This is a genomic window from Bartonella sp. AA16NXGY (genome assembly GCF_042197325.1).
Lineage (GTDB): Bacteria > Pseudomonadota > Alphaproteobacteria > Rhizobiales > Rhizobiaceae > Bartonella.
The window spans coordinates 136,668-150,766 of record NZ_JBHIRR010000004.1 but is presented as its reverse complement, the minus strand read 5'-3'; the positions used below and the strand labels follow the sequence as shown (position 1 = coordinate 150,766).

The window sequence follows — 14,099 nt, the reverse complement described above, 5'->3', positions numbered from 1 at the left end:
TATCCACACACCTTTATCGACTTGGTTTTATAGATATCTTTTGTTAAAGTATCATTTTCTTCTAGACCTCATATTTTGGAAATGCCTCGATCATGTCGCACACTGAAACCAACGCCCCTTTAAACAATCATCCTGTCTCTTCTCAATCTTCACATGCCCAGACTTTATTTGTTCAGCGTCTTGCACACGGACAAGGTTTAGAACTTCCTTGCTACGCGACAGCGGGTTCTGCGGGTCTTGATCTACGGGCAGCAATTGGAGAAGAAGAAACGCTTGTTCTTGCCCCTGGGCAGCGGGCACTTATTCCAACAGGTCTCATTTTTCATTTATCTCTTGGGTTTGAAGCACAAATACGTCCACGCTCTGGCTTAGCCTTAAAACACGGCATCACATGCCTCAACACTCCAGGAACGATTGATAGTGACTACCGTGGTGAAGTCAAAGTCCTTCTTATCAATTTAGGCCAAGAAGACTTTTCAATCCAACGGGGCATGCGCATTGCCCAAACAGTCATCGCCCCTGTATCCCAAGTTAATGTTTGCGCCATTGAACCAGAGCAAAATACCCAAAGCCATAACGAGAGCCGTGGAACAGGAGGTTTTGGTTCAACGGGACACACTTAAGAAGCTCTGAAAAATCTCTACTCTCAAAATAACACATACCCAACCACTCTTTCACTAGAAGTCCCTTGGGCTTTTAAAGTGTAGAAGGAGTGCGCATTTGCTTTCAAAGTTTTTTCACTAAACGCCCCTCTAAACAAGTATCCTTACTCTTCTCCTGTCTCTTCTCAATCTTCACACCCCCCTTGACTTTATCCGTTCAGCATCGCACGCTTGGGACAAGAAAGCTTCCTCATTACGCAACGGCTGGTTCTGCGGGTCTTGGATTTACAAGCAGCAAATTGGTAAAGAAGAAACGCTTGTTCTTGCCCCTGGGCAGCGGACACTTATTCCAACAGGTCTCATTTTTCATTTATCTCTTGGGTTTGAAGCACGCATCCGTCCACGCTCTGGCTTAGCCTTAAAACACGGGCATCACATGCCTCAACACTCCAAGAACGATTGGGTGTGACTATCCGGAAGTGAAGTCAAACTCCTTCTTATCAATTTAGGACAAGAAGACTTTTCCATTTAAACGGGGCATGCGCATTGCCCAAACAGTCATCGCCCCCGTATCCCAAGTTAATGTTTGCGCCATTGAACCAGAGTAAAATACCCAAAGCCATAACGAGAGCCGTGGAACAGGAGGTTTTGGTTCAACGGGACACACTTAAGAAGCTCTGAAAAATCGCTCCTCTCAAAATAACACACATACTTATTCCAACCACTCTTTCACTGGAAATTCTTTGCGCTTTTAAAGTGCAGAGGGAATGCGCATTTGCTTTCAAAGTTTTTTCACTAAACGCACCTCTAAACAATCATCTCTCAATTACGTCTCGTGCGCTATACAAAACTTCATTATCACCAGATACCCCTCCCCCATAACAAAAACATTGGCATTAACCATTGAGCGTTCACACACCACTTGTAATGTCGACAATCTATACATCATATTGATTTATAATAATAATGAATTGTCTTTCAACTTAAATGAGAAATCTCAATACTGTAAGATTGTTTTATGGCAAGCCTATTTATATTAAATCAATCAAAAGCATGTTTCTCACATTCCAAACGTGGCTAGCATGCAGATAACAACTGAAAAAATGCCTACAATGAATACGTGTCATAAACACTGTCGCAACATTGGGAAAAAATATAAATACGATAATGGTGCTCGCTTGCTCTTTTGTTAAGCGTAAAGATGGTGATGTTTGATAGGTTTTTTGATTATTTTACGGGGGCTTTACCGTTATACCATTTATGAACACCGCCGCAAAAAAGGCTTTAAGATGTATTAAGACACACAACAATCGCCTCTGCTGTTTTCTTGATCGCACCTCTTGCGGCAAGATGAGTAGAGTTTAATCCTAAAAAAACCGATTCGATATATGAACCCCCTGCGTAATATCAAACCCATGCGTGTTTGGTTTAATAAATCCGCGGAACCCTCATCAATTTCACTCTACGACTTTGAGTAATATGCTTTGCTTCCTGCAACAAAGGCTGTTTTTTATCACTGATCAGAGACATCGGCTGGAATATTAGCGTTTCCCGTAGTGCTCGTTGTTACGGCATCCACATGCCCCACAACGTTACCACCCGCGCTACCACCCGCTCCATCGACAGCAGCGTTCGCTACCCCTGTTGTTTTATTATTGATCTCACCTCTTGAGACAAGATTGGTAGAGTTTTGCAATCCTACAAGACCGATTTTATGATATCCAGCCATACGTATTTGATTTAATAAATCGATGACAGTACCATAATCAATTTCGCTATCCGCTTTGATTAAAATTTTTGCCTCTAAATTTTGCGTCGTTTCCCTCAACAAAGCTTCTCTCAAAGCTGCTTGTTCTACAAGATGATCACCAATGTAAAGAGAACGATCTTTTTGCAACGTAACATAAAGAGGTTCATCAGACTGAACCACTGAAGGTGCTTGAGTTATAGAAGGAAGCTGAACGGAAATGGCAGATGTTGCCAAAGGCGCAGCAACCATAAAAACAATAAGCAACACCAATACAACATCAATAAAAGGGGTCACATTGATTTCGCTTTGCAACCCACTCTCGTCTATATCCCAATCATTATTAAGGCTTGCTTTCATTTTTTATGACTTTTCTGTTGTCTTTGTCTATCAAGTTCACGGCTCAAGAGCCTTTCAAGAGCAGCAGCGATATCACCTAAATCACTACGATAACCACTCAAAGCACGCATAAGGCTATTATACATAACAACGGCGGGAATAGCCACAAAAAGCCCAACAGCCGTTGCGAATAAGGCTTCAGCAATTCCAGGCGCCACCACATCAAGTCGCGTTGTTTGAGACTGAGCAATCCCAATAAAAGAATTCATAATTCCCCAAACAGTTGCAAAAAGACCAACAAAAGGAGCAATTGCGCCAATAGTTGCAAGAACAGCACTTCCACATGCAACACGGCGTGTAGCAGCCAGCAAGCAGCGTGACAAAAGTGAATGAACCCTTTCTTTTAAACCTTCATGAACATCACGAACCCTAGCATCGCGAACATCGCGGGAAACATCTTCATATTGATTGCTCTCCTCATAAAAGAGAATATCTTCAATCGTTTGTGCCCTTTCCTCTGTACTGGTTTTTTCACCAGAGCTTTCGTTTATCCCTTCAGGAGCAGAAAAATGAACCTGTTGTGCAGAAAGATACACCTCTTTAAGGACTTCTTTGAGAAAAAACACACCAGCTCCTTTGCTTTCTTTCAAGCTAGCTGCCAAACGCGTAAGAGTCTGAGCATTTAGAACCAATTGAAGTTCATGACGTACTCTTCGTTTTACCAAAGTGATCTCAACAATTTTCACAAAAGCAATTGTCCAAGACATAAGTGAAGCAAATAACAAAATAATGATAACGGCTTTTACCACCCAATCAGCAGCCATAAACATAGAAAGAGGAGAAAAATCATGCACTGTCAATACAGCAGACATATTATCTAAAGGGACTGTTTTATCTAAAGGGACTGTTTCAGATTCCATTTTTATCTCACATTCTTGTGCTCTTATCTTTATTTATGAGCTGGATCGTCACCCCGCATAGCATCACTGTTCCACAATGCCACTACCCTTTTAACGTCACTTGTGTATTCCTCTTAAGAAAGAAAACTTGATAAATCAAGTATAGTTTTATTTCACAAGCTCTCTCTTAATTCTAAAGAAATTACTCAAGAAATTTTTCTCTAACAATTCAACAAGTTTATCTTACCCAATCAATTTATTGCATAAATTAGGCAAAATGATAAACTTACAAGAAGTATCGCATATAATATTTTAATTTATAAGAATAATTTATCATCGTTCCTGTTAAATAAATCTCTCATATCGCAAAGCTTTTCTCATTTCTGCGGCTCTTTTAAATCCAACAAAATATTTGCTTACATGAAACAAGCAGCAAAAATATCATAAAACTCTTAAAGAAAAGGACATGCACTTCTCTAACAACCCCTACACTAAAGTACCTCTCCTATCCTAAAATAAAAATATACCTTACGTTTTTAAAAAAGAACGATCGCAATATTCTTAAACTGACCAAAAGTATCATGGGGAGCGCGTGTTGCCCCCAAATACATAGAGAGCAAAGAGCCGCAATATTATTTTCTTTTTCTTTGCTGCAAAAGTATAAAAATGACAGTACTTCTGCCGCAAAATCGCAACAACGATGTTTTTTACCTGTCACAAGCTTAAAAAATAAGCCTCAGCACACTTTTAAAAAACTTTTATAAAAAACTGCGCCACGAGAAACTGAAGAATGGTGCTAAATTACTGCAAAAGCATAAGACAATTCTCAACAGATGCGACCCTTTACAGACAAAGCATATCGTATAGGAAAGATTTATTTTATCAAAAACAATTTTAAATTCGACAAAATGAAAGGAACCAAAAAAAGCTTTTGGCGTTACTCAAGCAGTGAAAATTTTCACTCCAATGCAAATGATCACTATGAACACACCAATACAAATATAATGAATCAAGAGGGAAAAATACCATGGCCCATAATAAAACAACACAGCACGATAAATCAGCCGTAGAAAAAGACCTACAAGGACAATTAGAAACGTTACGCACTGAAATTTCAGGGATTACCTCAACCCTAACAGATCTTGGTGCAAACAAATTCAACGCCGCCAAAGACAAAGCGGAAAAACTATATCACTCAGCGAAAGAAAGTGGTGAAGACATGATGTCTCAAGCAAAAGACAAAATTAGTGATCTTGAACAAACCATGAATCAATGCGTTCGCAAAAATCCTGGCAAAAGCGTTTTGTTTGCCGCAGGGGTTGGTTTTATTCTTTCTCAATTACTGCGTCGTTAAGCAATGCATAAGTTTATCGCGCCTCTTTTAAACCATCTTGTCGGTGGAGGGCTTAAAAGCACAGTCAAGCAAGTACGCCTTCAAGCAATTTTTTATGGGTTTATTGGCATTTCATTCTTCATGTCTTTGCTTTTTTTATGTACCATCGGTTTTATTGCGTTATGTTCTGTTATGAAGCCTCTTGCTGCCGCCAGTATCATGTTTTTAATTTGTCTTTCTCTTGCGGGATTAGGTCTTATTATCAGTCGCGTTCTCAAAACTTATCAACGCTATGACCAACAAAAAAAGACAGAAGAACAACGCCACAAACTCATGACAGATGCGACTGTTTCCAGTCTTGCAGCTCTCAGTCAACATCTCCCTTTTGCCAAATTGGGTGTTCCCATTCTCGGACTTGCAACTTATTTTTTGTGGAAAAAAGATAAAAAAGACCGCTTTTCAGAGTAAAATATGTAAAGCTGTCACTCTAAATCCCCCTCTCAATGTGCTTTCTTTTGTTATAAAAGAAAGCACATTTTTTTCCTCATAGTCTCTTTAGCTTCTTCAAATACCTGAAAAAAATCCCCTTCATTTTGCTAAAAATTCCATAGAACCGCTACACTCTCTTTCAGATTGCAACCCATTTTTCATGAACATAACAACATAAGGCAATGCTTGCATTAGAAGTCCTAGTTTAATTCGAAGCCATTTATTGTTTTTTGAAGGAAATGATGTTCCGTTTCTGCCTTTCTCTATATTTTCATAAGCTTTTTTCAGAACCAAAGGTCACGTCATCGATTTGAATTTATAAAGCAAAAATATTCCCCGTATGAAAATTCTTTTTTCAAAAAATCTGAAATTTTTACCGATAAGAAAGTTGTAAAAACGTCCATTACACAACAAAAATTTATCAACTCTGATACGAATAGAACAGAGGTCATACCTACAATTCACGTCACAGAAAAAATAAAGAAAGAAAATTTTATAGAAATATTTGCTGATGGCATTCAAGCAATTTGTAATTTATCTCGTACAGGACATCGTGCTTTGATAATAGTTTTAGAAGAATATCGATCTAATAAATCAACAAACGAAGACCCCAGCAGCGTTACCTTAATCTGGTTTGATGGGGGTATAAATGGAAAAAAGCGCGATATGGTCGACAGAACTTTTCACAATGGTTTAAGAGAGCTCATACAAAAAGGAATTTTAAAACCAAAATTGCCTAATCAATACTGAGTGAATCCTATTCTGTTCTTCAAAGAAGAAAAAGTTGCTTTTATGAAAGAATATCAAATAGAATCATCTTCTACCAAACCGGATATTTCATCCGTTGAACATCAAACAGATCTTGAAGATTTTATAACAAAATAACTTGTATCATTTATCGTACTGTGTATATTGTGGAGCATCTTGATTTAAGCGCGTGAGGGGAAAATAATGTCAAAATCACAAATAAGCAAAGAGGCGCTCGTCCTTTTGCTTTTATGGCTTCGTGGTCCTTTAAGATTGATACTAAGCCTTATAATGATAATGGGGTTTGTGGGATTGTTTACAATTCCTATTATGATATTATCAATAGGTTGGTCAAAAGCACTAATAAACATTACAATTTGTTCCTTTATATTAGGTTTTGGCTCTTTCCTTCTAATTTTTTATTATGATAAACTTATAAGATATTTACAATAAACTGTTCACATATTTTTCCATTAACAATACTAATAAAAAACAAAAGATCACGATAATTAAATCTGTATTCCGATATAATTGATGAGATTAATACATATAATTTTTAAAGAGGGGAAAAATGAAAAAATTTATTTTAATATGCTTGGCTCTATTGACTATAGGATTGAATATTACAGGTTGTGGTAAAAGTGAAGAGGAAAAACGTAGAGCCCAACAAGAAGAACAAGCTAAAAAGTTTTTTGAAACAAAATCGCCAGATACAGATCGTGGACATGCATATTAAATAAATACCCCACGACAATAAAATGTGAGTTATCAATCTCTAACTAAAAGAGTATTTTGTGTAACTCACACCTGACAACGTCATTGTACACTTTAACACGTATGAAGACAATCAGTTTTAAAAACTTTGGAAAGGCTTTTCATAACCTATCCGCTTAACGCTAAGTATTTATATAACAAAATACCCATTTATTATCTTTTCTTGTCTTTTTTATAATATTTTCAAATATATATCACTTAAAATACCTTATTATTTTCATCACTTTCTTTTGACTTATCCCCCTATAAGCTTTCTCTTTAATCATGATCTCAAAGCCGCGTGAGAAAAGAACAAGATAGGCCTTTTGGTTATTGATAAGGGGCACACGTGCGCCTAACGATACGCTTTTACAGAATTTCCCAGCCTTTAAAACTTAAAGCTTTTAGCCTTCTCATTTAAATGCAGGTTTGATGTCATGATTTTGGGGTGCGATTATTAAGAGTTTGAGAAGCGAAGAGCTTTTCATTTAAAAAGCAAAACGAAATGACGTATAGCCAAGGAAACGCGCTCTCCCATAGCACTGTAGTAAACAACCTATAAGGATATTTTAAACACAACAAATTTTCATAACGAGCGTTGTCCACCAAGGACTGTGTGGATTATCATTAACTTTTTTCTGATAAGATTTGCAGTAGAATATTGTCTTGATTTTTAAATAGCGCTTGAAAAGACGCTTTATCAATAATGGTCAATATTAATTATGGTCAATGGGATTATAGCTTCCATGATCTCTTCGCCAATCTTCTGGTTGTTGAAATTGGCTCGACCATAAACCGTTTTGTGCTTTTTGAGCAGCAGATTGTAGAGTTTTATAGTCTGCGGGGGATGGAAAATGATGCTGATCTTTTGTCAACACCATCAACCCTTCTGCCAGCCCCAACCGCGCCAGATCAACCCCATCTACAAAACATTGTGCATAATGAACCTGTTGAACGACACGTGCTTGCCGACAAGTAACCTTTTTATCAATTGTTTTTGAAACAAGCCAAGCCGTAACAAAAGCACCGCAAGGCCACTTAACTCCGTTGCGTGAGGCAAATTGTCGTGTTTCACAGCTTTCCACACCATATAAACGGATATCACGGATGATCTTTTTTCTCCACCCATCATCTACAAGCGTAATCATTTTAAAGGTCACACCACTTGTGACCTGTATAGCACCGGAATAGACCGGCACATTTTCTTCATAAAATTGTGATGCGATTGGTTCTGAATGCAACACCACATTTTGTTGGATTGCGTCTTGTTGGTTTGCATAATCAACCAATTGTGACTTCGGATTTTGAACGGGGTTTCCAATTGTCTTTTCTGATCCTTCAAAAAGAGAAAATTGCATAATATTTTCAGTATGTTGACTGAAATAAAAGTATCCTAAAATAATAATACAAATTAAGACAATATATTTAGGCGCTGCTCGAAGATATTTTAAAAGTATCATTTTGAATATTACTATATTTTTTGTTTATTAAATAATAAAAGATTAAATATTATTAATTTATCGATAGAAAAATTTATTTTTTTCATTTATATGATTCCCGATTAATATTTTGAATATTAATTTTATGATCAACTTAAACATAAAGCGGGGGAATTTTCATGAAAAACATGAATAATTCGTTCATTAATGAACATACCTTACAAAAAACTATTCTATCCAACACCCAAAAAAAATGGTTAACAGCAGCATTGATGCTGTTTATTGCCTTCATGGCACTGAGTGAACCAGCATTTGCTGATGGCGGCTTCGGAAAAATTGAAACTGCTCTTCAAAAAATAGTTGATGCTTTAAAAGGACCAATTGCAAAATCAATCGCAACCATTGCGATTGCTGGTGTTGGGCTTGCATGGATTGCTGGTTATGTTGAAATGCGTAAAGCTTTCTTTGTTTGTGTTGGCATCGGCATTGTTTTTGGTGCATCGCAAATCGCATCAATGTTTATGTCTTAATTCGCTTAACTTTAGCCTTTCAAAGCCATGAAAGAGCACGACAAGCTAACAGAAGATACGTTATTTCTTGCTTGCACGCGCCCTGCAATGATTGCGGGCGTAACAGTGGAAGCTATGGGATTAAATGCGATAGGAACGATGATATTGTTCATTATGGCAGGCAATATTTTTTTTCTAACCTTTGGTGTGATGCTGCATTTCATATTCAAGGAAATCCTAAAGCATGACCATAACAAATTTCGTATTCTTCTGACATGGCAAAAGACATCTATTTTTGCCAGAAATTCGAGTCTATGGGGTGGGGGAAGTATTTCTCCATTACGATTAATTCGTAATTATGAGGAATTATAATGAATAGAACAGAGCGCAAACGTGAAAAGCAGCCAGAAGCGATCATTCCTTATGTGCGCCATGTCAATAAACACATCATTGCGCTGGATTCACGCGCTCTCATGAGCGTTATTAAACTTGAAGGGATTAACTTTGAGACAGCGGATATTATTGATCTGAATGTGCTTCACGAACAGCTCAATAATCTGTTTAAAAACATAGCGGATGAACGGATAGCGCTTTATAGCCATATTATCAGAAAGCGTGAAACGATTTATCCGGATGGGACTTTCAGATCGGCATTTGCCAAGCAATTAGATGATAAATATCGCGAGCGGATGATTTCACAGGAGCTTTATCGCAATGAGCTTTATCTTTCTATTTTGTGGAATCCACACGTTGATCAAACGGATAAATTAGTGGAGTTTTTCAAACGTTTAGGCAAAGCCAAGCAAGAAAAGACAGAAGTTGATGCAGAGTCCATTCGCAAGCTTGAAGATATTACCACAGATCTTATTCAAAATTTAGAGCGTTATGGTGCAAGAAGATTGAGTCTTTATGAACATGAAGGCAATATTTATTCGCAGCAAAGTGAGTTTATCCACCAATTGGTGGGAGGTCGTCGTGAACGTATCCCTCTCACATGGGGGACGATAGCTTCGACTGTTTATTCAGACCGTCTCATTTTTGGGAAAGAGATCATAGAAATACGCACCGAGGCGGGACAGCGGTTTGCGGGCATGTTTGGTTGGAAAGAATATCCAGCAAAAACCAGGGTAGGCATGGCGGATGGTTTGCTCACCCTTCCCTTTGAGTTTATTTTCACCCAATCTTTTATTTTCAAGAGCAAAAATGCTGCCAAACAGATTATGGGGCGCAAACAGAATCAAATGGTCAATGCAGGAGATCGAGCAGGTTCACAAATTATGGAACTGGATGATGCGCTTGATGATCTTGAATCCAATCGTTTTGTTTTAGGGGAGCATCATTTATCATTGGCAGTTTTTGCTGATACGCCGCAAGAGTTAGCGGATAATCTTGCCAAAGCGCGTTCTCGTCTTACAGATGGTGGGGCTGTCATTGCGCGGGAAGACTTAGGGTTAGCAGCAGCTTGGTGGGCACAATTGCCTGGCAATTATGCTTATCGCACCCGCTCTGGTGCAATAACAAGCCGCAATTATGCAGCGCTTTCTCCTTTTCATTCTTTTCCGGTTGGAAAAATAGATGGCAATGTGTGGGGACCAGCGGTCGCCTTGATGAAAACCTCTGCTGGTTCACCATTTTATTTTAACTTTCACTTTGGAGATTTAGGCAATACGTTTGTTTGTGGTCCCTCTGGTTCTGGGAAAACGGTTATTGTTAATTTTCTTTTAGCACAACTTCAAAAGCATGATCCCAATATGGTCTTTTTTGACAAAGATCGGGGCGCAGAACTTTTTGTCAGAGCGGGTGGCGGCACTTATATGCCCTTGAAGAATGGTAGACCGACAGGCATAGCACCGCTAAAAGGCTTAGACTATAACAATCCAGCAGATAGAGTTTTTTTACGCCAATGGATTATAAAGCTTGTTTCTTCTGAAGATCAAAAGATCAGTGAATCAGAAAGACAAGATATTTCTGCTGCTGTTGACCAACTTGCCTTATTACCAAAAGAACAACGGACAATATCGGCCTTACAAATGTTTTTTGACACCACGCACAGGGAGGGGATAGCGGGTCGTTTAGAAAGATGGTGTAAAGGCAATGCCTTAGGGTGGGTTTTTGACAATCCTGATGACGACATTGGCATTGATGCAAAATTTATTGGTTATGACATGACGGATTTTTTAGACAATAATGAAATTCGTCCCCCATTAATGATGTATCTTTTTCATAGGATTTTGTCTCTGATTGATGGGCGTCGTATTATCATTGTCATTGATGAGTTTTGGAAAGCCTTAGAGGATGATTCCTTTAAAGCCTTTGCGCAAGACAGGCTGAAAACTATCCGTAAACAAAATGGTTTGATGTTGTTTGCAACGCAATCTCCCAAAGATGCGATCAATTCGACCATTGCTCACACCATTATAGAGCAATGCCCCACACAGATTTATTTTCCTAATCAAAAGGGCAATCATGGGGATTATGTAGAAGGGTTTAAATTATCGGACAGAGAATTTAACCTGATACAATCAGAATTAAGCCGTGAGTCACGGCGTTTTCTCATCAAACAAGGACAAAGTTCAGTTGTAGCAGAACTGAATTTACGCGGCTTTGATGATGAAATAGCCATTTTAAGTGGCACCACCAAGAATATTGAACTCCTAGAGACCATTATGGATGAAGTTGGACAATCTCCAGAAAAATGGCTTCCTATTTTTCAAGAAAGGTCAAAACAATGAAAAAACTTTTATTGGCAACAACCGTCTATGCAGCTTCATTTGGCTTTCAAACAAATGCATTCGCTATCATGGTATATGATCCCGCGGCTGTAGGACAAATAATGAAACAAGTCCAGCAAGGCACACAACAACTTAACAAATTGCAAGAACAAATTCAACAAGGTGCACAACAGCTTGACCAATTAAAGAGCCAACTCGATCAAGCGAAACAATTATATAACTCCCTAAATGTCAAGCCTGACATTTCGGGATTGAAAGAGATGTTTAACAAGCAAGGGAGCAGTGGCGCCCTTCCTTCAGATTTTAACCACTTTCAACAATCGATGGGCAGCGGCGGTGGTGGCGGTGGCGGCGGCAGCAAAAACACGCAAAAATGGCAAGAAGAACTTAAATACAAAGAGCCCTCAGGGGGTGCTGGATCAAAAGAGGCCGTGGATGCTTTTTACGCACAGGAAGTAAAAAAAGCCGAACAGCGCGTAGTAGGACAAGCAGCAAAAGGACAAGACGTCTACGAAGAAGCCAATGAAACACAAAAAAACATTACCAAGCTTCTTGACGAACTTGGAAGTACTGAAGATGCGGGTAAAATTCAAGGCATTCAAGCACAATTAGCAGCGATACAAGCAAAACTCCAAACACAAGTCCTTCAAATGCAAGCCGCCATGATGATTCAACAAGCAGAAGAAAAAGCGGCAGAACAACGTGGCTACGAAGAATTTACAGCACGATATAAAGATTTTGCCAAAAAACTCCGTGGTCAATAAACGAAAAAGAGGGATTTGAATATGAACAAGATCATCATAACAACATTGCTACTTTGCACAGGGCTCATCACGGCTGGTTGTGAAAAAACCTACAGCGTAGAAGAACTTAAAAAAAATAAAAAACTGATGGAAGAAGTATTAGTGAAATGTTTGACGTCAGGGGATTTGAATTCGAAAAATTGTAAAAATGCAGAGCAAGCTGAATTTGAAACCCGTAAAAATTGGAGAGGCTTTGGCTCAACAAATGACGATAAACAAGAATCTGAAAAGAAACAGGACAGTCATTAATCATGAACAAGATCATCATAACAACATTGCTGCTTTGCACAGGGCTCATCACGGCTGGTTGTGAAAAAACCTATAGCGTCGCAGAATTTAAAAAAGATAAAAAATTGATGGAAGAGTGGAATGCTAAATGTGGATTCGCAGGAACTGCAAAAAATTGTGAAAACTTAAGATTAGCACAACTTGAACTTGAAAAGGAATATGAAGCAAAAGCTGAAGAAAGAGCGCGTGAACGCGAAGAAGAAAACCGTAAAGCGATGGAAAGATTTGATGCCGCAATGGAAGCTCAACATCAAGCAAGGCAAGCTGAAATAAAAAAACTAAAAGCTGAAATAGAAAAAAGAAAAGCAAAAGAACAAGCCGAGCGAGAAGCAGAAGAGCGCGCTAAAGCAAAACAACAACAGGACAATAAATAATGAATAAAGTTCTCATAACAACATTGCTGCTTTGCACTGGAATTATCGCTGCTGGATGTGAAAAAACCTATAGCGTCGCTGAATTTAAAAAAGATGAAAAATTACGCTTCGAGTGGGATGCTAGATGTGGATTCGCAGGAACTTCAAAGAATTGTGAAAACATGCGGTTAGCATTTTTAGAACTTGATAAGGAACGTCAGGCACAAGCAGCAGAAAGAGAGCGTCAAGCGGAAGAGAACAATCGCAAAAGATATGAAGAATTTATGGCGAAACAAAAAGCTGATCTTGAAAAAATGAGAGCTGAGACTCAAAAAAAATTAGAAGAACAAAGAGCAAAGCGACGTGCTGAAGAAGAACAGGAAGCAAAAGAGAGAGCGGCAAAAGAACAACAAAATAACCATTAAAACATAACGAAGAGCGGAGCATCTAAATGGCAATAATAACGAAAGGCGTATTTACTGACATAGATGATATGTTGATGGATCCCCTTGCAGAGGCAATGGATAGCGCCATTACACATCGCTATTGCGCTTTAGCTGCTCAACTTAAAGAGCTTTGTGCACTTTATAATATATTTATGGCAACATTATGTCTGTGCTCTAGATTTATCATCACTGGTTATAAAAACCGATAACACAAGCAGAATTTAAAGATTGTGCTCAAACCTTGTAAAACTGAAAGGAAAAAGGGGAAATATCTATGAATAAAGTTCTCATAACAACATTGCTACTTTGCACAGGGCTTATGGCTGCTGGTTGTGAAAAAACCTATAGCGTCGCAGAATTTAAAAAAGATAAAAATTTACGCGATGAATGGAGACGTAAGTGTGGATGGACAGGAGATTCACAAAATTGTAAAAATTTAGACAAAGCAATAGAAGAAGTACGTCAAGAAAATTTTGATAACTATCTAAATAAATATCGTAAAAATGACGATAAACAAAAAATGAAAGAACAATCTGAAAAGAAAGAAGACAGTAATTAAAGCATAAAAATTCGACTTTGTATGGAACGCGAACCCGTATGATAAGAAGCGGAGAAAAACA

16 protein-coding genes and 1 pseudogene are annotated in these 14,099 nt (G+C 38.2%); 14 read left to right on the top strand and 3 right to left on the bottom strand.

Annotation, left to right across the window (positions count from 1 at the left end; genetic code table 11):
* Positions 1–92: 92 nt before the first annotated feature.
* Positions 93–623, top strand: coding sequence for a dUTP diphosphatase (gene dut, locus ACFINK_RS03965; protein ID WP_375638300.1), 531 nt, complete (start codon positions 93–95; stop codon positions 621–623).
* A gap of 182 nt (positions 624–805) precedes the next feature.
* Positions 806–1,273, top strand: a pseudogene (dut, locus tag ACFINK_RS03960) (dUTP diphosphatase); the annotation flags it as partial.
* Positions 1,274–2,115: 842 nt separating this feature from the next.
* Here the strand turns inward: dut (ACFINK_RS03960) and ACFINK_RS03955 are convergent.
* Together ACFINK_RS03955 and ACFINK_RS03950 are read right to left on the bottom strand one after the other, a co-directional pair.
* Positions 2,116–2,709, bottom strand: coding sequence for a biopolymer transporter ExbD (locus tag ACFINK_RS03955; RefSeq protein WP_375638299.1), 594 nt, complete (start codon positions 2,707–2,709; stop codon positions 2,116–2,118).
* Positions 2,706–3,608, bottom strand: coding sequence for a MotA/TolQ/ExbB proton channel family protein (locus tag ACFINK_RS03950; protein WP_375638298.1), 903 nt, complete (start codon positions 3,606–3,608; stop codon positions 2,706–2,708). Before ACFINK_RS03950 ends, ACFINK_RS03955 begins: the two co-directional genes overlap by 4 nt.
* A gap of 1,006 nt (positions 3,609–4,614) precedes the next feature.
* Here ACFINK_RS03950 and ACFINK_RS03945 point away from each other — a divergent pair.
* The 3 genes from ACFINK_RS03945 to ACFINK_RS03935 all read left to right on the top strand — a co-directional run bounded on the left by ACFINK_RS03945 (position 4,615) and on the right by ACFINK_RS03935 (position 6,892).
* Positions 4,615–4,941 carry an ElaB/YgaM/YqjD family protein gene (locus ACFINK_RS03945; protein WP_375612522.1) on the top strand — a complete coding sequence of 109 codons (327 nt, stop codon included), beginning with the start codon at positions 4,615–4,617 and terminating at the stop codon, positions 4,939–4,941.
* Positions 4,942–4,944: 3 nt separating this feature from the next.
* Entirely contained in the window at positions 4,945–5,388 is a 444-nt protein-coding gene (locus ACFINK_RS03940) for a hypothetical protein (RefSeq protein ID WP_375638297.1), read from the top strand.
* A gap of 1,339 nt (positions 5,389–6,727) precedes the next feature.
* A complete protein-coding gene (locus ACFINK_RS03935; protein WP_273758902.1) occupies positions 6,728–6,892 on the top strand; it encodes a hypothetical protein in 165 nt (54 codons plus the stop codon).
* Positions 6,893–7,625: 733 nt separating this feature from the next.
* Here the strand turns inward: ACFINK_RS03935 and ACFINK_RS03930 are convergent.
* Positions 7,626–8,369, bottom strand: coding sequence for a nuclease (locus ACFINK_RS03930; protein WP_375638296.1), 744 nt, complete (start codon positions 8,367–8,369; stop codon positions 7,626–7,628).
* Positions 8,370–8,527: 158 nt separating this feature from the next.
* Between ACFINK_RS03930 and ACFINK_RS03925 the strand changes: the two genes are divergently transcribed.
* The 9 genes from ACFINK_RS03925 to ACFINK_RS03885 all read left to right on the top strand — a co-directional run bounded on the left by ACFINK_RS03925 (position 8,528) and on the right by ACFINK_RS03885 (position 14,038).
* Complete coding sequence (locus ACFINK_RS03925; RefSeq protein ID WP_375612518.1) at positions 8,528–8,878, top strand: TrbC/VirB2 family protein; 351 nt, start codon at positions 8,528–8,530, stop codon at positions 8,876–8,878.
* A 27-nt stretch (positions 8,879–8,905) separates the two neighbouring features.
* Complete coding sequence (locus tag ACFINK_RS03920) at positions 8,906–9,229, top strand: VirB3 family type IV secretion system protein (protein WP_375638295.1); 324 nt, start codon at positions 8,906–8,908, stop codon at positions 9,227–9,229.
* Complete coding sequence (locus ACFINK_RS03915) at positions 9,229–11,589, top strand: VirB4 family type IV secretion/conjugal transfer ATPase (protein ID WP_375638294.1); 2,361 nt, start codon at positions 9,229–9,231, stop codon at positions 11,587–11,589. The genes ACFINK_RS03920 and ACFINK_RS03915 overlap by 1 nt, the downstream gene beginning before the upstream one ends.
* Positions 11,586–12,353, top strand: a complete 768-nt coding sequence (locus ACFINK_RS03910) for a type IV secretion system protein (RefSeq protein ID WP_375638293.1) — start codon at positions 11,586–11,588, stop codon at positions 12,351–12,353. The genes ACFINK_RS03915 and ACFINK_RS03910 overlap by 4 nt, the downstream gene beginning before the upstream one ends.
* 21 nt (positions 12,354–12,374) lie before the next feature.
* A complete protein-coding gene (locus ACFINK_RS03905) occupies positions 12,375–12,641 on the top strand; it encodes an EexN family lipoprotein (protein WP_375610252.1) in 267 nt (88 codons plus the stop codon).
* A gap of 2 nt (positions 12,642–12,643) precedes the next feature.
* The gene (locus ACFINK_RS03900) at positions 12,644–13,054 is read left to right on the top strand and encodes an EexN family lipoprotein (protein WP_375638292.1); all 411 of its coding nucleotides are present in this window, start codon (positions 12,644–12,646) and stop codon (positions 13,052–13,054) included.
* The gene (locus ACFINK_RS03895) at positions 13,054–13,458 is read left to right on the top strand and encodes an EexN family lipoprotein (protein ID WP_375638291.1); all 405 of its coding nucleotides are present in this window, start codon (positions 13,054–13,056) and stop codon (positions 13,456–13,458) included. The genes ACFINK_RS03900 and ACFINK_RS03895 overlap by 1 nt, the downstream gene beginning before the upstream one ends.
* A gap of 26 nt (positions 13,459–13,484) precedes the next feature.
* Positions 13,485–13,688, top strand: a complete 204-nt coding sequence (locus ACFINK_RS03890) for a hypothetical protein (RefSeq protein ID WP_375638290.1) — start codon at positions 13,485–13,487, stop codon at positions 13,686–13,688.
* Positions 13,689–13,753: 65 nt separating this feature from the next.
* Entirely contained in the window at positions 13,754–14,038 is a 285-nt protein-coding gene (locus ACFINK_RS03885; RefSeq protein WP_375612512.1) for an EexN family lipoprotein, read from the top strand.
* Positions 14,039–14,099 lie beyond the last annotated feature (61 nt).